The organism is Brucella ciceri (genome assembly GCF_041930145.1).
GTDB lineage: Bacteria > Pseudomonadota > Alphaproteobacteria > Rhizobiales > Rhizobiaceae > Brucella > Brucella intermedia.
The window spans coordinates 123,057-147,899 of record NZ_JBHEEV010000006.1 but is presented as its reverse complement, the minus strand read 5'-3'; the positions used below and the strand labels follow the sequence as shown (position 1 = coordinate 147,899).

Genomic DNA, 24,843 nt, shown 5'->3' with positions numbered 1-24,843 from the left:
GACCGGCGTTTTGATTTCAATGGCAGATTGCAGTTGTTTTCAGCGAAGGCGTCAGGGCCGATAGACCGGACGATAGATCATCATCGGAGCATCATAGAAATCGACCTGATTCTGCCAGGCGCGCCTGTCGGCCCTGCGATCGAGGTCGAGCCGCATGAGGCAATTGGCGAAAGCGTCGGTCCTGGGTTTGAAACCATAGCTTTGGCAGGTCTGCTCGTCAGCTGCACGGCGCTGTTCGGGCGTCATCGTTACGCAGCCGGTCAGAAGGCCGGTAATGCCCAGTAAGATAAGCACTTTCTTATTCATTGCTGTCTGCTTTCTTCTGCAACTGACCGCGTGAATACTATAGCGTAAAGGCAGGAAAAAAGGTGGTGAAATTATGCCGTCTGATAAACTGTCGGTGATTCCCTATCGAAAGAGGTCTTCCACCCATGGCTCCTGAACAGCTGAACCCAGTCATCGATCCGGTGAAACTTGAACGTCTCGCGGAAGTCGCCGTTCGTGTCGGTCTGCAATTGCGCGAGGGGCAGGATCTCGTCATCACCGCCCCGGTCGTGGCGCTGCCGCTGGTGCGCCTCATCGCCAAGCATGCCTACAAGGCCGGAGCCGGGCTGGTAACGCCGTTCTTCGCGGATGATGAAATGGCGCTTGCCCGGTACGAGAATGCATCGGATGCGAGTTTCGACCGTGCGGCAAGCTGGCTTTATGAAGGCATGGCAAAGGCCTATTCGGACGGCGCTGCCCGTCTGGCCATCGCAGCCGACAATCCGATGCTGCTTTCAAGCCAGGATCCGGCCAAGGTTTCACGCGCCAACCGCGCCAATTCAAAGGCCTATCAGCCGGCGCTGGAAAAGATCGCCGGTTTCGACATCAACTGGAACATCATCTCCTATCCCAATCCGGCATGGGCGCAGCTCATGTTTCCAAACGAACCGGAAGATGTTGCGACCCGCAAGCTGGCCGATGCGATCTTCGCGGCGTCGCGCGTCGATGTCGACGATCCGGTCGGCGCCTGGGCGGCGCATAATGCAGCACTTCGCACCCGCACCCGCTTCCTGAACGGCAAGGCTTATAGCGCCCTGCATTTCAAGGGGCCGAACACTGATCTGACTGTTGGGCTTGCCGACGGCCATGAATGGCACGGCGGCGCGTCCACTGCCAAAAACGGCATCACCTGCAATCCGAACATCCCGACGGAGGAAGTGTTTACGACCCCCCACGCTCTTCGTGTCGAAGGCTATGTGACCAGCACCAAGCCTTTGTCGCATCAGGGCACCTTGATCGAGAATATCGTGGTTCGCTTTGAGGGCGGGCGGATTATCGAGGCCAAGGCGAGCCGTGGTGAAGAGGTGCTCAACAAGGTGCTGGATACGGATGAAGGCGCCCGTCATCTGGGCGAAGTGGCGCTGGTGCCGCATTCCTCACCGATCTCGCAGAGTGGGCTTTTGTTCTACAACACCCTGTTCGATGAAAACGCAGCAAGTCATATCGCGCTCGGCCAGTGCTATTCCAAATGCTTTATCGACGGAGCGAAGATGACGCCGGAACAGATCAAGGCGCAGGGCGGCAACGCGAGCCTTATCCATATCGACTGGATGATCGGCTCCGGCCAGATCGACGTCGACGGCATCAACGCGGACGGAACCCGCGAGCCGGTGATGCGCGGCGGCGAATGGGCTAACTGAGTATAGCCAGACAACAAAGGCCGGGATTTCCCGGCCTTTATAGAAACGACGGTTGCCAGGCCGTCAGGCTCTCATATTAGTTCGTTTCCTGAACATGGGCCTCGAGGAACCACAGCGCCTTGTCGAGGCTGCGGGACGCGGCGGTAAAGATGTCCGCCGTATCGTCGTCCCCCGCTTCATCTGCATCCTTGATCGACTTGCGCAGCAGGTTGGCGACATCGCCATAGCGCTCGATCAATGCCAGCAGATGGTCGTGAACGGCATAGATGTCGGTCGGATAAGGCTTGAGCTTGCTTTCCTTGGCAACCACCTGCGTCGTGCCGTAGGCCGTGCCGCCGATCTGTACGGCGCGCTCGGCAATCGTGTCGACATGGTTGTCGAGATCGGCACGGAAGCCATCGAGCATTTCATGAACGGCGATGAATTGCGGCCCCTTGAGATTCCAGTGAGCCTGCTTGGTGATGAGGGCAAGATCGATTGTCGCGGCGAGGTTTTGGTTAAGCAGCGCGATCATTGTCGTCTTCGTATTGGAAGGAAGATCGTTGCGGGTTGCATGCATCGACTTCTGGGGCATTTTATCCTCACATCCTTTTGCTCGATCCGGCTAGGAGAGACTGGGAGAATGTCGCTCATGGTCGTGGGCAGCTGTTCCAACACAAACGAACCCGCCAGATCCTTACAAGGCTCGATTGCCGGAGGGCCTTCGTTACCTTCAAGGCAACGCAAAACATTCCCGCACCCGGTGGGAAAATGCATGCCGACAGATTTTGTTCCGTGGGTCGGTTAAAAAACGGGACCGATTGGGCTTGCACCAAGTTGCGGCTTGTCGCAGCGCGAAATCTGATTTACCCGGTTGCGCATGAAAATACTCGCGCTTGATACTGCCGCTTCGTGGTGTTCCGTTGCCGTCTACGATTCCGATGGCGATCTCGTGCTTGCCGATGTGAGCGAAAACATCGGCAAAGGACACGCGGAAGTATTGATGACCTATGTAGAACGCGCTTTGACGGAGGCGAAACTATCGCTCCGCGACATGGATCGCATGGCGGTCAATATCGGGCCGGGATCGTTTACCGGTGTGCGTATCGGCGTTTCGGCGGTGCGCGGCTTTGCATTGGCCCTCGGCGTTCCGGCGCTCGGCATCACAGCCTTCGAAGCGCTGGCCGCTGAAAGCCGGCTCACGAAGCCTGAAAAGCCGGTGCTCGTCCTCCTCGACGCGCATCGCGGCGAAATTTATGCGCAATCATTCGATGCGAAGGGTTTGCCAGGCGCGAAGCCTCTGGTCCTGTCACGGGAGGAGGCAGAGGCCCTTGCCGCTTCCCAGGCCGAAAATACGGTTCTAGCGGGTTCTGCTTCCGTTTCAATCAATGAGGCGGTTGGCGGACGTTTCGCGCTCGGCCCGTCAGAGCCGACCGCGACAATCGGCGTTTATGCGCGTCTCGCAGGCTCGCGCCAGCCGGGGGATGCGCCGAAGCCGCTTTACATGCGCGGGCCTGATGCAAAGCCACAGGTCGGGTTTGCGCTGCCGCGGAAGAGCGCTGGGGAATAGCCGATGATGGGCTTGCCGTTCGGCCGTTTCGGTCGCAGGGAGGTTTCGATAGAACCGCTGAACGCACAGGACAGCCATGCGATCCAGCGCATTCATGCCGCCGCCTTCCATCATGGCTGGAGCTCCGATGATTTCAGGTCGCTGATTGGCGAAAACACTGTGTTCGGCTTTGTGGCGCGTGCGGAAGGCAAGCCGAACGATGCGTGCGGCTTCGTGCTGGCCCGTCTGGTCGCAGGAGAAGCGGAAATCCTCACAATCGCCGTCGCGCGCGTCGTGCAGCGGCAGGGCGTGGGGCGCGCGCTCATGGATGCCGTGCTGCGCCATCTCTACCAGGAACGGGCCGAAACGCTTTTTCTCGAGGTGGACGAGGCCAACGTCGCCGCGCAGGCGCTTTACCGCCGCCTCGGCTTCCGGAAGGTCGGCGACCGTCCTGCCTATTACGAAACGGCGAATGGGCGTTCGGCGGCCCTCATCTTGCGGCGTGACCTGAAGAGGGCGCCATGATCGGCGCGATACGGATATTCCTGGTCGTTTCGGCCATGGTTGCGCTGAGCCTGTCGCTGATTCCGGTGCAATATCTGTTTTTGAAACTGAAGAACGGCTGGAAACGCAGCCTGCCGAACTTCTTCCACCGCGTCGTGGCGAGGCTTTTCGGCTTCCGCATCAGGACCGTCGGCCAGATGCACGAAGGCCGCCCGCTTCTCCTTGTCGCCAATCATACATCATGGAGCGACATTGTCGTGCTGTCGGCCGTAGGGCAGGTGTCCTTCATCGCTAAATCGGAAGTGCGCGACTGGCCCGTCTTCGGCATGTTCGCCGTCTTGCAGCGTACCGTTTTCGTGGAGCGCGAGCGGCGAGGCAAGACCGGAGAGCAGACCTCGGAGATTGCGCGGCGTCTGGCGACCGACGACGCAATGGTGTTGTTCGCCGAAGGCACGACATCGGACGGCAATCGCGTTCTGCCTTTCAAGACGGCGCTTTTCGGTGCCGCGCACGCCGCAATCAGGGAAGCGAATGTGCCTGAAGTCATGGTTCAGCCGGTCGCCATCGCCTATACGGGGGTTCACGGCATGGCGATGGGCCGCTATTTCCGCCCCATTGCGTCGTGGCCGGGCGATGTCGAACTGATGCCGCATCTCAAAGGCATCTTGCGAGAGGGCGCGATAGACGTCGAGGTGCGTTTCGGGGAACCCATTGTGGTAACGGCCGAGACAGATCGCAAGGCGCTCGCTCGCACAATGGAAAACCGGGTGCGCGCGCTTTTGCAAAGCGCATTGCTGGGGCGTGATATCCCCGAAGAGTGACAGCCGTCAGATTGTCACCTTCCAAAATGACGACAAAAGCTGTAGATAGCCGCGCATGAGCGACAATATCACCGAACTCGACCCCGCGGCAGAGCGCCCGAATGCGCGCAAGGTTTTCGTAAAGACCTATGGCTGCCAGATGAACGTCTACGATAGCCAGCGCATGGCCGACAGCCTTGCAGCGGAAGGCTATGTCGCGACTGATACGCCGGATGATGCCGATCTGGTTCTGCTCAATACCTGCCATATTCGTGAAAAAGCGTCGGAAAAGCTCTATTCCGCGCTTGGCCGTCTGCGCAAGATGAAGGATGCGCGCGAAGCGAATGGCAAGGAACTGACCATCGGCGTTGCGGGCTGCGTGGCGCAGGCGGAAGGACAGGAAATCCTGCGCCGTGCGCCGAATGTCGATCTGGTCATCGGGCCGCAGACCTATCATCGCTTGCCTAATGCGCTTGCGCGGGTTCGCAGCGGCGAAAAGGTGGTGGAGACCGAATACGCTATCGAGGATAAATTTGAACATCTGCCATCGCCGAGGCGCGAGGAAACCCGCAAGCGCGGTGTTTCAGCGTTCCTGACCGTGCAGGAGGGCTGCGACAAGTTCTGTACCTTCTGCGTGGTTCCCTATACGCGCGGCTCGGAAGTTTCGCGCAGTGTGAAGCAGATTGTGGCGGAGGCCGAGCGCCTTGCCGACAGCGGCGTGCGTGAATTGACCCTGCTCGGCCAGAACGTGAATGCCTGGCACGGCGCTGGTGACGATGGTCGCGAATGGGGCCTGGGCGAACTTCTGTTTCGTCTGGCGCGCATTCCGGGGATTGCCCGCCTTCGTTACACCACCAGCCATCCGCGCGACATGGATGACAGCCTGATTGCCGCCCATCGTGACCTGCGCCAGCTGATGCCTTATCTGCATCTGCCGGTACAGTCCGGCTCGGACCGCATTCTCAAGGCGATGAACCGCCGTCACAAGGCGGATGAATATGTGCGCCTCATCGAGCGTATCCGCGAAGTCAGGCCGGATATGGCGTTGTCGGGTGATTTCATCGTCGGCTTCCCCGGTGAAACCGATCAGGATTTCGAAGACACGATGCGGCTCGTGCGCGAGGTCAATTACGCGCAGGCCTATTCGTTCAAATATTCGCCGCGTCCCGGCACGCCGGGTGCCGATCTTGACGATCATGTCGAGGAAGCGGTCAAGGATGAACGCCTCCAGCGGCTTCAGGCACTATTGTCCGAACAGCAATATGCGTTCCAGGATTCCATGATCGGTCGCGAGATGGATGTGCTGCTCGAAAAGCCGGGTCGCGTTGCGGGCCAGATGGTGGGCCGTTCGCCATGGCTGCTGCCTGTCATCATCGATGACAATCAGGACCGGATCGGCGACATCATTCATGTGAAAATCACGTCCACAGGCACCAACAGCCTTATTGCGCAAAAACTGGCCTGAAGGCATGATGATGCCGAGGCAGAAAATTTCGGCGTATTGAGTCGCTTGCCGGTAATCCTGTCGAGACTATGATTGCAGTGTGTGGACGGTTTGCGTTCATGCATAGTCTGGTCTGAAAAGTCCCCTACTTTTCAGGATTGTGCTTTAAGGAGATACGGTTGAGCGCTACGGAAAAGCTGAAGTCTGCCAAGCCAACCAATCAAACGCAAAAAAGCCCGACGACCGGGGCCTCGGATATGGCCCATATCGTGCTCACCTTCGACAACAACCGTCTTGCCAGCGCGCTTTACGGTCAGTTCGATGAAAACCTTGCCCGTATCGAACAGAAGCTTGGCGTGGATGTCCGCTCCAAGGGTAACCAGTTGTCGATCCGGGGTGAGCCGACCGCGACCGAGCAGGCGCGGCGCGCGCTCGATCATCTTTATGCCACGCTGCAGAAAGGTCATGAGCTTGGACCATCCGATGTGGATGGCGCACTCCGCATGGCAATCGCTGCCGATGACCAGTTGACGCTGCCGACCATGGAAAACAAGGGCAAGCTTTCCGCAGCCCAGATTTCCACGCGCAAGAAGACGATCTTTGCCCGCACGCCGACGCAGGATGCCTATATGCGGGCACTCGACCGGTCGGAGCTGGTGTTCGGCGTCGGACCGGCCGGTACCGGCAAGACCTATCTTGCCGTTGCTCATGCCGCCATGCTTCTCGAACGCGGTCTGGTGGAACGCATCATCCTGTCCCGCCCCGCTGTCGAGGCGGGGGAACGTCTGGGCTTCCTGCCGGGCGACATGAAGGAAAAGGTCGATCCCTATCTGCGCCCGCTTTACGATGCGCTCTACGACATGATGCCGGCGGAAAAGGTGGAACGTGCCATTACCGCGGGTGTGATCGAAATTGCACCTCTTGCCTTCATGCGTGGGCGTACGCTGGCGCATTCTGCGGTCATTCTCGATGAGGCGCAGAACACGACCTCCATGCAGATGAAAATGTTCCTGACCCGCCTTGGCGAGGGTTCGCGCATGATCGTGACCGGCGATCCAAGCCAGATCGACCTTCCGCCGGGGCAGAAATCGGGCCTCGTGGAAGCACTTCGCGTGCTGGATGATGTCGAAGGCGTCATCAAGGTGCGCTTTACGGAGAAAGACGTTGTTCGCCATCCGCTGGTGGCAGCAATCGTCGGCGCTTACGACCGCGACGGGAAACAGCACGCGCGTTCGGAATGATCTTGCAATTGCCTGCTGGAATCACGATTTAACAAAGGCTGTCTGTCTCTTGGCAGGCAGCTTTCCAGAGCATGATTCCGAAAAGCCGAACCGCCTGCGCAGGGAAATCGGTCCACCGGCTGATTTCTGATCCTGCTTTGATCGGGAAAATTATGCTCAAGCAAAGGCTTCTGTGCGTCTGATTGGACGCACGGCGCTCTAATAACTGAAAGGATGATGCGGCTAACCAGCATGGAGAGCCGCCGCAGAACGTGTCAAATAACGCGATCCATATCGATATCATGATCGAAGCCGGCAACTGGCAGGACGAAAACGCCCTTGAAGGGCTCGTCAGAAAGTCCGTCGAGGCCGCCTGGTCCAACCTTGGACTGAAAAGCGCAGCAAGCGAACTCAGTGTCGTCTTCACGGATGATGCATCGATCCAGACCCTGAATGCCGAATGGCGTGGCAAGGACAAGCCGACCAATGTGCTGTCGTTTCCGGCATTTCCGGTCAAGGCCGGATCGCAGCCGGGACCGATGCTGGGCGACATCATCATCGCGCGGGAAACCCTCGAGCGAGAGGCTCTTGAAGAGGGAAAGCCGCTCGAAAACCACCTTGTACACCTTGTCGTGCATGGCTTTTTGCACCTTTTGGGTTACGATCACGAAACCGATGCGGAAGCGGAGGTGATGGAGGGCCGCGAGCGTGAAATCCTTCATGCTCTTGCCATCCCCGACCCTTATGCTGTATCCGATTGAGACCTTAACAACGATTGACCATGGCTGATCAAACATCGCACCCCCCGTCCGCTGGCGAAAATCGCAGCGAGACTCAAGACGCCGAAGGGCAAAGTACGCAGCGGTCCGTAGTGGCCGAAAAGCGTTCCCTGTTGTCGAATATTTTCCCGTTCATGCGCTCGCGCCAATCATCTTCGCTGCGTGAAGATCTGGCCGATGCCCTTTCCAGCACGGCAAGCGAACAGGATTCAGCATTCTCGCCCGAAGAAAAGGCGATGCTGCACAATATCCTGCGCCTGCGCGAAATCCGCGTTGAAGACGTGATGATTCCGCGCGCCGACGTCGAGGCCGTGGAAATTTCCACGCCGCTCTGGGAAGTGCTGGAGCTTTTCGAAAAATCCGGCCATTCGCGTATGCCGGTCTATGCCGAAACGCTGGACGACCCGCGCGGCATGATCCATATCCGCGATGTTCTCAACTACATCACCAAGCAGGCCCGTCAGAAGACCACGCGCCGCAGTACCACGCGCAGCAAGGCGACAGCCGAAGACAAGGCCGCCAAGTTCGACATGGGCCGCATCGATCTCACCAAGACGATCGGTGAACTCAATCTCATGCGCAAGGTCCTGTTCGTGCCGCCATCCATGATGGCGAGCGGATTGATGGCGCGGATGCAGGCGACCCATATCCAGATGGCTTTGGTCATCGACGAATATGGCGGCACCGATGGTCTGGTCTCGCTGGAAGACATTGTCGAAATGGTCGTCGGCGATATCGAAGACGAACATGACGACGAAGAAATCATGATCGCCGAAGAAGCCGACGGCGTGTTCGTCGTGGATGCACGCGCCGATCTGGAGGAACTGGCCGCAAAGATCGGCCCGTCTTTCGAAGTTGGCGAGCATGGCGAGGACGTCGATACGGTCGGCGGTCTGATCTTCTCGGTTCTCGGGCGCATTCCGGTTCGCGGCGAGGTCGTTCAGGCAATTCCGGGCTACGAATTCCACGTGCTGGAAGTCGATCCGCGCCGGGTAAAGAAAGTGCGTATCGTGCCGCTTTCCGCGGCTGACCGTCGCCGCCAGCAACGCGCTGTCGTATCCGCCAAGCCGGGAGAACAGCCCGCACAAGCCGAAACGGCAACCGACGCCCCCAAAGAGGCCGGATGATCGAAAGGCTGGCGGGGAAAATCATTCTGTCGAGCGGCTGGCGTCGTGCGCTGGCCGCTTTTCTGAGTGGTGCCTTCGCCACACTGACTCAGCCGCCCTTCGATATCTTTGTGGCGGGCTTCATCTCTTTTCCAATTCTCGTCTGGCTGATCGATGGCGCTATCGCCAATGCGAATGCCGGTCCGGTCAGGCGCCTGCTTCCCGCAGCAATGGTCGGTTGGTGGTTCGGCTTCGGTCATTTCGTTTCCGGGCTGTGGTGGATCGGCACGGCGCTGCTCATCGATGCGGACCAGTTTGCCTGGGCCCTGCCGCTGGCGGTTTTGGGCCTCCCTGCATTTCTGGCTCTGTTCTACGCGCTTGCGACGATGGTCGCGCGTGTCTTCTGGTCTGACGGCTTGGGGCGCATCGTTGCGCTTGCGTTCGGCTTTGCGCTGGCGGAGTGGCTGCGCCTCTTTCTGTTCACCGGTTTCCCGTGGAACGCCATCGGCTATGCCATCATGCCAACGCCGCTTCTGATGCAATCGGTCGCCGTGCTTGGCCTCACCGGGATGAGCGCCCTGGCAGTGTTTGTCTTTGGCGCACCAGCATTGCTGATCGGCGGGCGGTTTGCAAAGACGGGCATTGCATTTGCCCTGATACTCTTCGCTGCCCACATCGGCTTCGGTGCGTGGACGCTTTCACAAGCGCCCGCATTGGGCGAGGAAAAAACCTCGCTCGCGGTTCGTATCGTTCAGCCATCCATCGCCCAGACCATGAAGTGGGATAATGCCGAACGCCGGTCCATTTTCGACAAGCTGGTTTCCCTGACGGCGGAAGCACCCGCCGAAGGCAAGCCGAAGCCCGATGTGATCATATGGCCCGAAACGGCAGTTCCTTATATCCTCACCTCAACGCCCGAGGCTCTTTCCCGGATCGGCGAAGTTCTGCAGGACGGTCAGGTGCTGTTGACCGGTGCCGTTCGTGAAGAAAAAGCATCCGGTGGCGGCGAGCCGCGCTATTATAATTCCATTTACACGATCGATGACCGGGGCGTCATTGTCGATGCCGCCGACAAGGTGCATCTCGTCCCCTTCGGCGAATATCTGCCTTATGAGAATTTTCTTCGCAGGCTTGGGCTTCAGGAAGTGGTGGAAATGCCCGGCGGGTTTACCGCCGGCACCACGCGCCGGGCGCTGAACGTGAAAGATGGCACAAGCTTTCTGCCGCTGGTCTGCTATGAGGCGATTTTCCCGGACGAACTCGGCTATTCCGGACAGGCGGCAAGCGCCATCATCAATGTGACCAATGACGCGTGGTATGGCGATACGCCGGGACCATACCAGCATTTTCGGCAGGCACAGGTGCGGGCCGTGGAGCAGGGGCTGCCCCTCATTCGCGCAGCCAATAATGGTCTTTCAGCGGTCGTGGATGCTTATGGTCGAATCACTGACGGCCTTGCGCATGATGCCGTCGGGGTCGTTGACGCTTACCTACCGTCAACTCGTGCACCATTTTGGAGCACGCCGCCCGGCTCGCGACAATCTCTGGTAGCGCTGTTAACCTTACTCGCGGTGAGCGTGGCTCTCCGACTGCCAATCGGCAGGCGTTTTCATTGACAGACTAATATTGTTACGATGTTATGGCTCGGCGGCGACGGTTTTTGCGGAAAATCGTCAGACTACCTCCCAAAACTTATTGTTATCTCTGTTCAGATGAACAGAGCATGAATGAAAGCTCGCAGCTGCGAGGAGTGACAGTTGTATGATTGAGAATAAAAAGAAGCCCAACCCCATTGACGTGCATGTCGGCAGCCGCATCCGTCTTCGTCGTAACATGCTGGGCCTCAGTCAGGAAAAACTAGGCGAAAATCTCGGCATTACCTTTCAGCAGATCCAGAAATACGAGAAAGGCACCAACCGCGTCGGTGCAAGCCGCCTTCAGGCGATCTCGGCAATTCTGAATGTCCCGGTCTCCTTCTTTTTTGAGGACGCACCAGGTTCCTCGAACCAGGCCGGTTTTGCAGAAGATAATGAAGCGACCTACGTTGTCGACTTCCTGAATTCCAATGAAGGCGTTCAACTGACCCGCGCCTTCACGAAAATTTCAGATCCGAAAGTGCGCCGCAAGATCATCGATCTCGTGAAGTCGCTCGCTGCGGACGCTGACTGACTGCATATCCTGAAAAGGCGATAGGTGCGGGACATAGCCGTGTCCCGCCGGAGTTGGCGCTTCACGGCGCCGGAACAGTCGGAAAATGCCATGCGGAACGAATTTTCGTGCCGAGGCGCTGTCGCAACAAGAATATGCATTGACGGTTTAATCCCAACTTCGCTAACACATTACCGTGCCCGGAACGCTGGAACCTGTTCCGGGCGCTACTGTGTTTCCATGGCGGAGATATTCTCCGTTGGATTTTCAAGAGGGGTTACCCGTGTCGCGCAGTTCTTATCTCTTCACCAGCGAATCTGTGTCCGAAGGCCATCCGGACAAGGTTTGCGACCGCATCTCCGATGAAATCGTGGACATGATCTACAAGGAAGCGCGCCGCACCGGCGTCGATCCGTGGTCTGTCCGTGTTGCCTGTGAAACGCTTGCGACCACCAATCGCGTGGTCATCGCCGGCGAAGTGCGCGTGCCGGATACTTTCCTGAAGAAGAATAAGGACGGCACCATCGCCCATGATGCTGCCGGGCATCCGCTCATCAATCCTTCGCGTTTCCGTTCGGCGGCCCGCAAGGCGATCCGTGAAATCGGTTACGAACAGAACGGCTTCAACTGGAAGACCGTGAAGATCGACGTGCTTCTGCATCCGCAATCCGCCGACATCGCGCAGGGCGTGGACAACGCTGCAGACCGTCAGGGCGAAGAAGGTGCGGGCGATCAGGGCATCATGTTCGGCTATGCCTGCCGCGAAACCCCTGATCTCATGCCGGCGCCGATCTATTATTCGCACAAGATTCTGGAGAAGCTGTCCGAAGCCCGCCACAAGGGCGAGGGTGACGCGGGCAAGCTCGGGCCTGACGCCAAGAGCCAGGTTACGGTGCGCTACGAGAACGGCAAGGCCGCCGAGGTTACGCAGATCGTTCTTTCCACGCAGCATCTGGATGCAAGCTGGGATTCGAAAAAGGTCCGTTCGGTTGTCGAACCCTATATTCGCGAAGCGCTCGGCGACCTTCCGATAGCCGCCAACTGCAACTGGTACATCAATCCGACCGGCAAGTTCGTCATTGGCGGACCGGACGGCGATGCCGGGCTGACCGGCCGCAAGATCATCGTGGACACTTACGGTGGTGCCGCTCCGCATGGCGGCGGTGCATTCTCCGGCAAGGACACGACCAAGGTTGACCGTTCCGCCGCTTATGCTGCCCGTTATCTCGCCAAGAACGTGGTTGCCGCCGGACTTGCCGACCGCTGCACGATCCAGCTTTCCTATGCCATCGGCGTTGCACAGCCGCTGTCGGTCTATGTCGACCTGCATGGCACCGGCAAGGTGGCCGAATCTGCGGTCGAGGAAGCGCTGCGTGAAGTCATGGACCTGTCGCCGACGGGCATCCGCAAGCATCTCGACCTTAACAAGCCGATCTATGCCAAGACCTCATCTTATGGTCATTTCGGCCGCAAGCCGGGCCGTGACGGTTCCTTCTCCTGGGAGAAGACGGACCTGACCAAGGCTCTGAAGGCTGCGGTGGCGTAACTTCCGGCGGGAAGTTGCATCTAAAGCCGCTTGGCATTATGTGTGCCGACGAATTTCGAGGAGCGCGGTCTTGGATCGCGCTCTTCTGCTATTGGAACGCATCCCGAAAAATGTGAAACGGTTTTCGGACTGGATGCGCGTCAAAATAGATAGATAGAGCACCAGATATGATGCCCACGGATAAAGTATGACCGAAGAAACTCATCCTCTGCGCGGTGCCGGAAATTTCTTCGGCCGTCGCCACGGCAAGCCTTTGCGGAGCCACCAGAAGAACCTGTTCGAGGATCTTCTGCCGCGCCTGAAGATCGATGTCGAAAATCCGGCACCGCAGAATTTGCACACGCTCTTTGACGCAAAGGTTGATGCCGTGCGTCTGGAGATTGGCTTCGGCGGCGGCGAGCATCTGCACCACGAAACCGGCCGCTATCTGCAGACAGGCTTCATCGGCGTCGAACCGTTCATCAACGGCATGGCCAAGATGCTGGCGGCACTGGATGCAGAGACGCGGCAAAACCTGCGCCTCTATGATGAGGATGCGACGGCGGTATTGGACTGGCTGCCGGATGCTTCCCTGACGGGCATCGATCTTTTCTATCCCGATCCCTGGCACAAGCGCCGCCACTGGAAACGCCGTTTCGTGAGCGACGCCAATCTGGACCGCTTCGCTCGCGTGTTGAAGCCCGGCGCGAAATTCCGTTTTGCTTCGGATATCGAACATTACGTCAACTGGACGCTCCAGCATTGTCGCAGCCACCCGGCATTCGACTGGCAGGCGGACGGTCCGTCCGGCTGGAATGATGCCTATGAAGGCTGGCCGGGCACGCGCTATGAAGCAAAGGCTTTTCGCGAGGGACGCCGCGCCGCCTATCTGACCTTTATCCGCCGTTGAAGCGGCTGGGCGTAAACGGAATGAATCGAACAGCAGAAGCGGTCTTGAAAAAATCCGCTTCCGCTGGTATATAGGTTTCAAATTCTTGGTCGTTTGAACAAGAGTGGGCCCTCCCGGACCCGCTCTTTTTTGTTACTTACGGCTCTGTAAAAAGGTTTATCGAGTGACGGAACAGGAACAGGCAATTGAAGCCGCAGGCGCGGATGAGCGTATCATTCGCGAAACGGGCATCGATGCAAAAGTAGCAGGCATTGTGGAGCCGGTGCTCAATACGCTGGGTTTCCGCCTTGTGCGTGTGCGCCTTTCCGGCCTCAACGGCCAGACCTTGCAGATCATGGCCGAGCGTCCCGACGGCACGATGACGGTCGACGATTGCGAGCTGGTCAGCCGCACCGTCGCGCCGGTTCTCGACGTGGAAGATCCGATCAATGGAAAATACCATCTGGAGATTTCCTCTCCCGGTATCGACCGCCCGCTCGTCCGCAAGTCGGACTTCGCCGACTGGGCCGGTCACATTGCAAAGGTGGAAACTTCCATCGTTCATGAAGGCCGCAAGAAGTTCCGTGGCCGTATCGTTCTGGGCGATGCGGAATCCGTCGTGATCGAAAGCGACCAGATTTCCTATGGCAGCGAACCTGTCGTGCGCATTCCATTCGATCTGATCTCGGATGCGCGCCTCGTTCTGACGGATGATCTGATCCGCGATGCGCTGCGCAAGGACAAGGCCCTGCGCGAAGGCCGCATTCCGGGTGACGATCTCGGTAGCGATGAAGCGGACGGGCAGTCCGACGGAGCCGCATCGGACGAAGCCGAAGATAAAGAATAAGTTTCAGGCGTCCGGCATCTTGAGGAGCCGGATGCGACACCAAGGAGAGTCCAATGGCAGTCAGTGCTAACAGGCTGGAGCTTCTGCAGATCGCCGATGCGGTCGCACGCGAGAAGTCGATCGACCGCGAGATCGTTCTTGCGGCCATGGCCGATGCGATCCAGAAGGCGGCGCGTTCGCGTTACGGCCAGGAAAGCAACATTCGCGCGGACATCAATGCGAAGTCCGGTGAGATCAAGCTGCAGCGCCTGCTCGAAGTCGTTGAACACGTCGAGGATTACGCGACGCAGATTTCGCTCTTCACCGCCCGTGATCGCAACCCGGACGCACAGATTGGCGATTTCATCGCTGACCAGCTTCCGCCGATGGATTTCGGCCGTATCGCCGCGCAGTCGGCAAAGCAGGTCATCGTGCAGAAAGTGCGCGAAGCCGAGCGTGACCGCCAGTATGACGAATACAAGGACCGTGTCGGCGAAATCGTCAACGGTACTGTGAAGCGCGTCGAATACGGCAATGTGATCGTTGATCTGGGCCGTGGCGAAGCCATTGTGCGTCGTGACGAACTGATCCCGCGTGAAGCTTTCCGTTACGGCGACCGCATTCGCGCCTATGTCTACGACGTGCGTCGCGAACAGCGTGGCCCGCAGATTTTCCTGTCGCGTACCCATCCGTCCTTCATGGCGAAGCTTTTCACCATGGAAGTGCCGGAAATCTACGACGGCATCATCGAAATCAAGTCGGTTGCCCGCGATCCGGGTTCCCGCGCCAAGATCGCGGTCGTCTCGCGTGACGCTTCCATCGATCCGGTCGGCGCCTGCGTCGGCATGCGCGGCTCCCGCGTTCAGGCAGTCGTCGGCGAACTGCAGGGCGAGAAGATCGACATCATTCCGTGGTCGCCGGATGCGGCTTCCTTCATCGTCAATGCGCTTCAGCCTGCTGAAGTTGCCAAGGTTGTTCTCGATGAAGATGCCGAACGTATTGAAGTTGTCGTCCCGAATGACCAACTATCACTTGCAATCGGTCGTCGTGGTCAGAACGTGCGTCTGGCTTCCCAGCTCACCGGCTGGGACATCGACATCCTGACGGAAGACGAAGAATCCGAACGTCGCCAGAAGGAATTCGCCGAACGTTCGACCCTTTTCATGGAAGCTCTCGACGTCGACGAGATGGTCGGTCAGGTTCTGGCTTCCGAGGGCTTTGCCTCGATCGAGGAACTGGCCTATGTCGAGCCGGGCGAAATCGCCTCCATCGATGGCTTCGACGACGATACGGCTGGCGAAATCCAGGAACGCGCCCGCGAATATCTGGATCGCATCGAAAGCGAACAGGATAATCGCCGCAAGGAACTGGGCGTCGCGGATGAACTGCGCGAATTGCCGGGCATCACCACGGCGATGCTGGTGGCTGTCGGCGAAGACGGCGTGAAGACGATCGAGGACTTTGCCGGTTATGCTGTTGATGATCTCGTCGGCTGGCGTGAACGCAAGGACGGCGAAACCGTCGCCCATAGCGGCATCTTCTCCCCGTTTGACGTTTCGCGCGTCGATGCGGAACAGATGGTGCTGACTGCGCGTTTGAAGGCAGGATGGATCACGGAAGAAGAACTGGCATCGGCTCAGGAAGAAGAGGCCGAAGCTGGCGAAGAGGAAGCAGCTTCTTAAGAAGCCTGCTGGAACAGGAGGGCCGCGTGGCTCTTACGTCTGGTTCATTTCAGGCGTAAGCTGTGCGGCTCTCGCAATTGAATTCTGAAAAATGGCCATCGTTCATCCGGATTGATCGGCCAGTGCGGCTTTCGAGGGCGGTGGTGGCCGTCCTGAGCATCCACCCGAAAAATCGGTTGGGATTTTCGGAAAGCGCGGTGCTTGGATTCATCGGTTTGGAGCGTCCTTTGTGCGTTTATGAGGACCCATGGCGCTCTAACGGGTTGTGGTGGGGCTCTCGCTCTGGTACAGCGCCCGCGTTGGGTCCGATGTGTGGGCAGACCGCGATGTGGCAAGACTGGAGTACGCGTGGAGCAGGATATGAATGACAGAACCTGTATCGTCACGCGCGAAAGCGGTTCTGCCGATGATTTGATCCGGTTCGTGGCTGGTCCCGATGGTTCCGTCGTGCCGGATCTGAAACGAAATCTGCCGGGCAGGGGATGCTGGGTCAAGGCCGAGCGCCGTCTGGTGGATGAAGCGGTCAAGCGCAAGCTTTTTGCGCGGGCGCTGAAAGAAGGTGTAACGCCGCAGGCGGATCTTGGCGCGCTGGTTGACCAGCTGCTGACGAAATCTGCTCTCGGCAGTCTCGCTCTGGCCCGCAAGGCCGGTGCTGTGGTGTCGGGCTCGACCAAGGTGGATCAGGCGATCCGTACCGGGGCAGCCGCCATGGTGTTGCACGCAAGGGAAGCCGCTGCCGACGGCGTACGCAAGCTTGATCAGGCTCGCCGTGCCGTGGTGCATCTGGATGGTCCGGAAATCCCTTCTTTCTCTCTTTTTACGGGAGAAGAAATGGATTTGGCATTTGGGGGCGGAAATGTGATACATGCAGCCGTACTTGAAGGAAAGGCGGCAGCCGGGTTCGTAAAGCGGGCGCTTATATTGCATCGCTATCGCGGTGAAAGCGCATCGGACTCGGAGTAGAGTGCAGCTCTGGAGGGGTTTGGCAGGCCCCGGATGGGATTGCACGTTGAAGCGGATGACTGGAGCTTTATCCAACATGACCGGGTCGCGTTGGATAATGCTCGAGTAGAGCGGCCGGAGCCGCGAAGGAAACGGAAACGTAATGAGCGATAAAACGAACGACGACAAGACGCTGAGCGTTAATACGAAGAAGACGCTGACCATGAAGCGGCCAGGCGTCGAGCAGAGCACCGTGCGCCAGAATTTCAGCCACGGCCGCACGAAGGCTGTCGTCGTTGAAACGAAGAAGCGCAAATTCTCGCGGCCTGACGAGAAGCCGGAAGTCGAAGCGGCGGCCCCACGGCCTGCTGCTCCTGCCCCGGCGGCTCCTGCGCCTGCAGCCCCTGCACCGGCTCAGGCCGCACAGCCTGCCCAGGCTGCACAGCCCGCTCCGGCAGTGCGTGCGCCAGCACCTGCAACTCCGGCACCCAAGCCGGCAGCACCTGCTGCTTCGGTAACGAAGCCGCATGTCGCGCAGCAGCGCCCGATGCAACAGCGCCCCGGTGGACAGCAGGCACAGCGCCCGCGTCCGTCCGACCGCTCCGGCATGGTTCTCAACACGCTGTCGCGCTCTGAAATGGATGCGCGTCGCCGCGCACTCGAAGAAGCACAGGTACGCGAAGTTGAAGAACGCGCCCGCGCTGTCGAGGAAGCCAAGCGCCGCGCCGAGGAAGAAGCACGCCGCGCCAAGGAACGTGAAGAATCTGCCCGTCGCCAGGCGGAAGAGGAAGCTCGTCTCAAGGCCGAGGCGGATGCCCGCCGCAAGGCCGAGGAAGAAGCCGCCAAGCGTATGCCGCAACCTGAAGCCCGCACCGAGCGTCGCGATGACGCGCGCCCGGCGCCGCAAGGCAATCGTCCGCGTGAGGCGGGTCGCCCTCAGGGCAATCGCCCGCCGCAAGGTGGCCGTCCGCAGCAAGGCGGACCGCGCCCGGCACCGAGCCTCGTCGATGCTGCTCCCATTCCGGGCAAGCCGCTTCCGCAGAGCCAGCTTCGCAAGCCCGGCCAATCGGATGACGACGATGATCGCCGCGGCGCAGTACGTCGTGGCACCCCCGCCAAGCCGGAAGTGCGTGCACCGAAGGTTGTGAAGGGCGAAGATGACCGCCGTCGCGGCAAGCTCACCCTCACGAGCAATCTTGAGGAGGAGGGCCGTTCGCGTTCGCTTTCGGCGATGCGCCGCCGTCAGGAAAAGTTCAAGCGTTCGCAGATGCAGGAAACCCGCGAAAAGATTTCGCGTGAAGTGACCATTCCTGAAACCATCACGTTGCAGGAACTTGCCCAGCGTATGACCGAGCGCTCCGTCGACATCATCAAGTACCTGATGAAGCAGGGCCAGATGATGAAGCCGGGCGACGTGATCGACGCCGACATGGCGCAGCTGATCGCTGAAGAGTTCGGCCACACCGTCAAGCGCGTTGCGGAATCGGACGTCGAAGAAGGCATCTTTGGTGTTGCCGACAACGAAGCCGCACTGGTTTCCCGTCCTCCGGTCGTGACCATCATGGGCCACGTCGATCACGGCAAGACCTCGCTGCTCGACGCCATTCGTCATGCCAACGTCGTGTCCGGCGAAGCCGGTGGCATCACCCAGCATATCGGTGCCTATCAGGTCGAACAGAACGGCCAGAAGATCACCTTCATCGATACGCCGGGCCACGCCGCATTCACCGCGATGCGTGCCCGTGGTGCGCAGGCGACCGACATTGCCATTCTGGTGGTTGCCGCTGACGACAGCGTGATGCCGCAGACGATTGAATCGATCAACCATGCCAAGGCGGCTGGTGTCCCGATCATCGTGGCGATCAACAAGATCGACAAGCCTGCTGCCGATCCGCAGAAGGTTCGCACTGCCCTGCTGCAGCACGAAGTCTTCGTGGAATCGATGGGCGGTGAAGTGCTCGACGTCGAAGTGTCGGCGAAGAACAAGATCAACCTCGACAAATTGCTTGAAGCAATTCTGTTGCAGGCTGAAATTCTTGACCTCAAGTCCGATCCGACGCGTACCGCTGAAGGCGTCGTCGTCGAAGCCCAGCTTGATCGTGGCCGTGGTTCGGTTGCAACCGTTCTGGTTCAGACCGGTACGCTGCATCCCGGTGACATTCTGGTCGCGGGCAGCGAATGGGGCCGCGTGCGCGCTCTGGTCAATGACCGTGGCGAACATGTCAAGGAAGCGGGTCCCGCTATGCCGGTCGAAATCCTCGGCCTTCAGGGTACGCCGCAGGCGGGTGACCGTTTCGCAGTCGTTGCCAACGAAGCCAAGGCGCGTGAAATCGCCGAGTACCGCCAGCGCCTGGCGCGCGACAAGGCCGTCGCTCGCCAGTCCGGTGCACGCGGTTCGCTCGAGCAGATGATGAACCAGCTTCAGGTTTCGGGCACGAAGGAATTCCCGCTCGTCATCAAGGGTGACGTGCAGGGTTCCATCGAAGCCATCACCAATGCGCTGGACAAGCTCGGCACCGACGAAGTTCGCGCCCGCATCGTCCATTCGGGCGCAGGCGGCATCACGGAAAGCGACGTGTCGCTGGCCGAAGCCTCCAACGCCGCGATCATCGGCTTCAACGTCCGCGCCAACAAGCAGGCACGCGACGCAGCCGATCAGCAGGGCATCGAAATCCGCTACTACAACATCATCTATGATCTCATCGATGACGTTAAGGCAGCGATGTCGGGTCTTCTGTCGCCGGAGCGCCGCGAAACCTTCCTTGGCAATGCCGAGATTCTCGAAGTCTTCAACATCACCAAGGTCGGCAAGGTTGCCGGTTGCCGTGTCACCGAAGGCAAGGTCGAGCGTGGTGCAGGCGTCCGCCTCATTCGCGACAACGTGGTTATCCACGAAGGCAAGCTCAAGACGCTCAAGCGCTTCAAGGACGAAGTGTCGGAAGTCCCGGCCGGTCAGGAGTGCGGCATGGCGTTCGAGAACTACGACGACATTCGCGCAGGCGACGTCATCGAAGCCTTCCGCGTCGAACACGTTTCGCGCACACTCTGATTACTGTCTCGCCGGGCTGCCGTAAGGCGGCCCGGCTTTTCATTATCCGGTCCAGAGGGTCTGACTCCCGGCTGGATTGTGGTAAGTTGCGTATTATTACGCCTGCCAATTTGTAGTCATGTTGTCGGACAGTCCTTCGCGGCTGGATGCCGATTGGCGGCTGTTTATCGAGGATATAGCCATGGCACGTTCTCCAGATCCAAAAGGCTCGGGCGGCCTTTCCCAGCGCCAGCTCCGCGTCGGCGAGCAGGTGCGCCACGCATTGGCGCAGGTGCTGCAGCGCGGGGAGATCCGCGACGATCTCATTGCCCGCACGGTGATTTCCGTTTCGGAAGTGCGTATGTCGCCCGACCTCAAGATCGCGACCTGCTTCATCACCCCGCTCGGGGATGCCGACACGCAGGCCGTTATCAAGGCGCTCGCTGCAAATGCAAAGTTCATTCGCGGACGCATGGCGCCCAGCCTCAGCCAGATGAAGTACATGCCCGAATTCCGCTTCCGGGCCGATACCAGCTTTGACAATTTTTCCAAGATCGATGCGCTGCTCCGCTCGCCGGAAGTCGCCCGCGACCTTGGGCATCACGATGAAGAAGACCGGGAGGCAGACAAGGCTTCCGGTAATGGAGACGAGTAAAGCATGGCAAGACGGGGCAAGAAAAAAGGTCGCCCGATATCCGGCTGGGTTATTTTCGACAAGCCGAAAGGGATGGGATCGACCGAGGCGGTCTCGAAGATCAAGTGGCTGTTCAATGCCGAAAAGGCCGGCCATGCCGGTACACTCGATCCGCTTGCTTCCGGCATGCTGCCCATAGCGCTTGGCGAAGCGACCAAGACCGTGCCTTATGTCATGGATGGAACCAAGATCTACCGTTTTACCGTGACCTGGGGCGAGGAGCGTTCCACGGACGATCTGGAAGGCCAGCCGACCAAGACATCGGACAAGCGCCCGTCGCGGGCGGATATCGAAGCACTGCTGCCCAATTATACTGGCGTCATTTCACAGGTTCCGCCGCAGTTCTCGGCTATCAAGATCGACGGCGAGCGCGCCTACGACCTCGCCCGTGAAGGCGAAACGGTCGAAATCCCTTCCCGCGAAGTCGAGATCGACCGTCTGGAAATCGTGGGCATTCCGGATGCCGACTGCACCGAGTTCGAAGTCGAATGCTCCAAGGGCACCTATGTGCGCTCGCTGGCGCGCGACATGGGGCGTGACCTTGGCTGCTACGGCCATATTTCGGAGCTGCGCCGCATCGAAGTTGCCCCGTTCACGGAAGAGGATTCCGTGACGCTGGCAGAATTGGAACAGGCATGGCCGCCGCTCCCGCCGAAGGATGAGGACGGCAATATCGCGGAGCCGGCTCCACGCCGGGATTTCTCGGCGATTGACGCATTGGTCATCGATACGGGTGCTGCCCTCGACTGCCTGCCGCAGGTGCCGCTTTCCGACGATCAGGCGCAGCGTGTGCGTCTCGGCAATCCGGTGATCCTGCGCGGACGCGATGCACCTCTGGAGGCAGATGAAGCCTGTGTCACCACACGCGGAAAACTGCTCGCCATCGGCTATATCGAACATGGACAGTTCAAGCCGAAGCGGGTTTTCACAACCGGCTGACGTTTCGTCGGAAGATGGCGGTGAGGCGGCAAATTGAATTGAGACTGGCATTCCTGCCAATTTTGCACTATATGCCCCTCATCGATCATGCGTAACAGCATGTCAGATCGTGTAAATGGCCCGCGCTGGACGACATCCCGGCCCGGGCGTCTGGTTTTCCTCTCATCTAGAAAGGGTGTTACGATGTCGATTACTGCTGAGCGCAAGCAAGCACTTATCAAGGAATACGCCACCAAGGAAGGCGACACCGGTTCTCCTGAAGTACAGGTTGCCGTTCTTTCCGAGCGTATCGCCAACCTCACCGAACACTTCAAGGGCCACAAGAATGACAATCATTCGCGTCGCGGCCTCCTGAAGCTGGTTTCGCAGCGTCGTCGCCTTCTCGACTATGTCAAGGGCATTGACGAAGCGCGTTATCAGGCGCTGATCGGCCGTCTCGGCCTGCGCCGCTAAGGTTGAAATCGGGCGACGCCTCAAAACGTCGCCCGTTTGATTTATCGGCATTTGGTCATGCGGATAGCCGCGAACCGATCAAATGCGACTGTGAGCATGTCTCCCAAGAGCGGGAACCGGTTTTGGGACGAAGACATGCCTGGAAACAACAGATTGAGTTGAAGCGCGAACATATGTGAGCGCATCCGCTCTATCGGGCGAACGCCCGCTGGCATGAAACGACGCACAGGGTGCATTCCGTCATGCCTATGAAGAGCCCACAAGGCTCATGACCTGGACCAGTCATGGGGCAGGATTGCAGGCAGTTCGTGTCAGAGCGTATTCGGAAATGAATGTTCTGACACTTACGAACTTCCCGTTGTCTTGCCCGTGGCCCGTCCGCCAACCGAGGCGATGCCTTCAGGCGCTTTTGCGCGGCATCACCACATGAGGACAAGATATGTTCAATACCCATAAAGTAGAAATCGAATGGGGCGGTCGTCCGCTCACGCTCGAAACCGGCAAGATCGCCCGTCAGGCTGACGGCGCCGTTCTCGCAACCTATGGCGAAACCGTCGTTCTGGCGACTGTCGTTTCTGCCAAGGAGCCGAAGCCAGGCCAGGATTTCTTCCCGCTGACCGTCAACTATCAGGAAAAGACCTATGCCGCCGGCAAGATTCCTGGTGGCTACTTCAAGCGTGAAGGCCGTCCGAGCGAAAACGAAACGCTGGTTTCGCGCCTGATCGACCGTCCGATCCGTCCGCTTTTCGTCGATGGCTATAAGAACGACACGCAGGTTGTCGTCACCGTTGTCCAGCACGATCTGGAAAACGATCCTGACGTCCTTTCGATGGTTGCCGCTTCCGCAGCGCTCACCATTTCGGGCGTGCCTTTCATGGGCCCGATTGGCGGCGCACGCGTCGGCTACATCAACGGCGAATATGTTCTGAACCCGAATATCGACGAAATGCCGGAATCGAAGCTCGATCTGGTCGTCGCGGGTACGTCGGAAGCCGTGCTGATGGTCGAATCCGAAGCACAGGAACTCTCCGAAGAAATCATGCTCGGCGCCGTTGTTTTCGGCCAGAAGGGCTTCCAGCCGGTCATCGATGCGATCATCAAGCTCGCTGAAGTTGCCGCCAAGGAACCGCGCGACTTCCAGCCGGAAGACCTGTCGGCTCTCGAAGCCAAGATGCTGGCCGTTGTCGAAAACGATCTGCGCGACGCTTACAAGATCACCGAAAAGCAGGCCCGTTATGCCGCCGTCGATGCCGCCAAGGCAAAGGCGAAGGAACATTTCTTCCCCGAAGGCGTGGAAGAAACCGAAATGTCGCCGGAACAGTTCGCGACCATTTTCAAGCATTTGCAGGCCAAGATCGTTCGCTGGAACATTCTCGACACCGGCAGCCGCATCGATGGCCGCGATCTGAAGACCGTTCGTCCGATTGTATCGGAAGTCGGCCTTCTGCCGCGCACCCACGGTTCGGCCCTGTTCACCCGCGGTGAAACTCAGGCTATCGTTGTTGCCACACTCGGCACCGGCGAAGACGAACAGATGATCGACGCCCTGACCGGCACCTACAAGCAGCCTTTCATGCTGCACTACAACTTCCCGCCTTACTCGGTTGGTGAAACCGGCCGCATGGGTTCGCCGGGTCGTCGCGAAATCGGCCATGGCAAGCTTGCCTGGCGCGCAATCCATCCGATGCTGCCTTCCGCTGAACAGTTCCCTTACACGATCCGCGCCGTTTCCGAGATCACGGAATCGAACGGCTCGTCATCGATGGCAACTGTTTGCGGCACGTCGCTGGCTCTCATGGATGCAGGCGTTCCGCTTGCACGTCCCGTTGCCGGTATCGCCATGGGCCTGATCAAGGAAGGCGAACGCTTCGCCGTTCTGTCCGACATTCTGGGTGACGAAGATCACCTCGGCGACATGGACTTCAAGGTTGCCGGTACGGAAAACGGCATCACCTCGCTGCAGATGGACATCAAGATCGACGGTATCACCGAAGAGATCATGAAGGTCGCTCTGGAACAGGCCAAGGGCGGTCGCGTTCACATCCTCGGCGAAATGGCCAAGGCTCTGTCGACCTCGCGTGAAGAGCTCGGCGAATTTGCTCCGCGCATCGAAGTGATGAACATCCCGACCGACAAGATCCGCGATGTTATCGGTTCTGGCGGCAAGGTCATCCGCGAAATCGTGGAAAAGACCGGCGCCAAGATCAACATCGAAGACGACGGCACGGTGAAGATCGCTTCATCGAACGGCAAGGAAATCGAAGCCGCCAAGAAGTGGATTCATTCGATCGTTGCCGAACCGGAAGTCGGCGAAATCTACGAAGGCACGGTTGTCAAGACCGCTGACTTCGGCGCTTTCGTGAACTTCTTCGGCCCGCGTGACGGTCTGGTTCACATTTCGCAGCTGGCTTCCGACCGCGTTGCCAAGACCACCGATGTGGTCAAGGAAGGCCAGAAGGTCTGGGTCAAGCTCATGGGCTTTGACGAGCGCGGCAAGGTTCGCCTGTCGATGAAGGTTGTCGATCAGGAAACCGGCAAGGAAATTGCCCAGGAAAAGAAGAAGGAAGAAGCCGACGCTGAATAAGCGTCGCATCTTCTGTGAAATCGGAAAGCGCGCCGCGAGGCGCGCTTTTTTGTTGCATGGGATTCAT

22 protein-coding genes are annotated in these 24,843 nt (G+C 59.0%); 20 read left to right on the top strand and 2 right to left on the bottom strand.

Going from position 1 to position 24,843, the window contains the following annotated elements; translation table 11 throughout:
* Positions 1-51: 51 nt before the first annotated feature.
* Complete coding sequence (locus JNC63_RS13715; protein WP_021587614.1) at positions 52-306, bottom strand: hypothetical protein; 255 nt, start codon at positions 304-306, stop codon at positions 52-54.
* A gap of 125 nt (positions 307-431) precedes the next feature.
* Between JNC63_RS13715 and JNC63_RS13710 the strand changes: the two genes are divergently transcribed.
* Positions 432-1,685, top strand: a complete 1,254-nt coding sequence (locus tag JNC63_RS13710; RefSeq protein WP_021587615.1) for an aminopeptidase — start codon at positions 432-434, stop codon at positions 1,683-1,685.
* A gap of 76 nt (positions 1,686-1,761) precedes the next feature.
* Here the strand turns inward: JNC63_RS13710 and dps are convergent, their stop codons facing one another.
* Positions 1,762-2,259 carry a DNA starvation/stationary phase protection protein Dps gene (gene dps / locus JNC63_RS13705; RefSeq protein WP_021587616.1) on the bottom strand — a complete coding sequence of 166 codons (498 nt, stop codon included), beginning with the start codon at positions 2,257-2,259 and terminating at the stop codon, positions 1,762-1,764.
* Positions 2,260-2,544: 285 nt separating this feature from the next.
* Here dps and tsaB point away from each other — a divergent pair, with 285 nt between their 5' ends.
* From tsaB to pnp, 19 genes are all read left to right on the top strand, one after another.
* Positions 2,545-3,234: a tRNA (adenosine(37)-N6)-threonylcarbamoyltransferase complex dimerization subunit type 1 TsaB gene (tsaB, locus tag JNC63_RS13700; protein WP_021587617.1), complete on the top strand. Its 690-nt coding sequence runs from the start codon at positions 2,545-2,547 to the stop codon at positions 3,232-3,234.
* Positions 3,235-3,237: 3 nt separating this feature from the next.
* Positions 3,238-3,738: a ribosomal protein S18-alanine N-acetyltransferase gene (gene rimI, locus JNC63_RS13695; RefSeq protein ID WP_021587618.1), complete on the top strand. Its 501-nt coding sequence runs from the start codon at positions 3,238-3,240 to the stop codon at positions 3,736-3,738.
* Entirely contained in the window at positions 3,735-4,538 is an 804-nt protein-coding gene (gene olsA / locus JNC63_RS13690) for a lyso-ornithine lipid O-acyltransferase (protein WP_021587619.1), read from the top strand. The genes rimI and olsA overlap by 4 nt, the downstream gene beginning before the upstream one ends.
* Positions 4,539-4,593: 55 nt before the next feature.
* Positions 4,594-5,982, top strand: a complete 1,389-nt coding sequence (gene miaB, locus JNC63_RS13685; RefSeq protein WP_021587620.1) for a tRNA (N6-isopentenyl adenosine(37)-C2)-methylthiotransferase MiaB — start codon at positions 4,594-4,596, stop codon at positions 5,980-5,982.
* Between the two features lie 158 nt (positions 5,983-6,140).
* Positions 6,141-7,202, top strand: a complete 1,062-nt coding sequence (locus JNC63_RS13680) for a PhoH family protein (protein ID WP_021587621.1) — start codon at positions 6,141-6,143, stop codon at positions 7,200-7,202.
* A 251-nt stretch (positions 7,203-7,453) separates the two neighbouring features.
* The gene (gene ybeY / locus JNC63_RS13675) at positions 7,454-7,942 is read left to right on the top strand and encodes an rRNA maturation RNase YbeY (RefSeq protein ID WP_021587622.1); all 489 of its coding nucleotides are present in this window, start codon (positions 7,454-7,456) and stop codon (positions 7,940-7,942) included.
* A 20-nt stretch (positions 7,943-7,962) separates the two neighbouring features.
* On the top strand, positions 7,963-9,087 hold the full coding sequence (locus tag JNC63_RS13670) for a hemolysin family protein (RefSeq protein ID WP_031347143.1): 1,125 nt from the start codon (positions 7,963-7,965) through the stop codon (positions 9,085-9,087).
* Positions 9,084-10,682: an apolipoprotein N-acyltransferase gene (gene lnt, locus JNC63_RS13665; protein ID WP_374846411.1), complete on the top strand. Its 1,599-nt coding sequence runs from the start codon at positions 9,084-9,086 to the stop codon at positions 10,680-10,682. The genes JNC63_RS13670 and lnt overlap by 4 nt, the downstream gene beginning before the upstream one ends.
* 145 nt (positions 10,683-10,827) lie before the next feature.
* A complete protein-coding gene (locus tag JNC63_RS13660; protein WP_006468145.1) occupies positions 10,828-11,235 on the top strand; it encodes a helix-turn-helix domain-containing protein in 408 nt (135 codons plus the stop codon).
* 262 nt (positions 11,236-11,497) lie between these two features.
* Positions 11,498-12,760, top strand: a complete 1,263-nt coding sequence (gene metK, locus JNC63_RS13655) for a methionine adenosyltransferase (RefSeq protein WP_006473099.1) — start codon at positions 11,498-11,500, stop codon at positions 12,758-12,760.
* 187 nt (positions 12,761-12,947) lie between these two features.
* Complete coding sequence (trmB, locus tag JNC63_RS13650) at positions 12,948-13,649, top strand: tRNA (guanine(46)-N(7))-methyltransferase TrmB (RefSeq protein WP_063619861.1); 702 nt, start codon at positions 12,948-12,950, stop codon at positions 13,647-13,649.
* A 163-nt stretch (positions 13,650-13,812) separates the two neighbouring features.
* Positions 13,813-14,475 carry a ribosome maturation factor RimP gene (rimP, locus tag JNC63_RS13645; RefSeq protein WP_006473098.1) on the top strand — a complete coding sequence of 221 codons (663 nt, stop codon included), beginning with the start codon at positions 13,813-13,815 and terminating at the stop codon, positions 14,473-14,475.
* A gap of 53 nt (positions 14,476-14,528) precedes the next feature.
* The gene (gene nusA / locus JNC63_RS13640; protein ID WP_006468151.1) at positions 14,529-16,136 is read left to right on the top strand and encodes a transcription termination factor NusA; all 1,608 of its coding nucleotides are present in this window, start codon (positions 14,529-14,531) and stop codon (positions 16,134-16,136) included.
* 348 nt (positions 16,137-16,484) lie between these two features.
* Positions 16,485-17,099, top strand: a complete 615-nt coding sequence (locus JNC63_RS13635; protein WP_312352258.1) for an RNA-binding protein — start codon at positions 16,485-16,487, stop codon at positions 17,097-17,099.
* Positions 17,100-17,241: 142 nt separating this feature from the next.
* Positions 17,242-20,127: a translation initiation factor IF-2 gene (gene infB, locus JNC63_RS13630; RefSeq protein WP_025090642.1), complete on the top strand. Its 2,886-nt coding sequence runs from the start codon at positions 17,242-17,244 to the stop codon at positions 20,125-20,127.
* A 181-nt stretch (positions 20,128-20,308) separates the two neighbouring features.
* Positions 20,309-20,761, top strand: a complete 453-nt coding sequence (gene rbfA / locus JNC63_RS13625; RefSeq protein ID WP_006473096.1) for a 30S ribosome-binding factor RbfA — start codon at positions 20,309-20,311, stop codon at positions 20,759-20,761.
* Positions 20,762-20,764: 3 nt separating this feature from the next.
* On the top strand, positions 20,765-21,739 hold the full coding sequence (gene truB, locus JNC63_RS13620) for a tRNA pseudouridine(55) synthase TruB (protein ID WP_063619862.1): 975 nt from the start codon (positions 20,765-20,767) through the stop codon (positions 21,737-21,739).
* A 183-nt stretch (positions 21,740-21,922) separates the two neighbouring features.
* Positions 21,923-22,192, top strand: coding sequence for a 30S ribosomal protein S15 (gene rpsO, locus JNC63_RS13615; protein ID WP_006473093.1), 270 nt, complete (start codon positions 21,923-21,925; stop codon positions 22,190-22,192).
* Positions 22,193-22,631: 439 nt separating this feature from the next.
* The gene (gene pnp / locus JNC63_RS13610; RefSeq protein ID WP_021587631.1) at positions 22,632-24,776 is read left to right on the top strand and encodes a polyribonucleotide nucleotidyltransferase; all 2,145 of its coding nucleotides are present in this window, start codon (positions 22,632-22,634) and stop codon (positions 24,774-24,776) included.
* Positions 24,777-24,843: the final 67 nt, after the last annotated feature.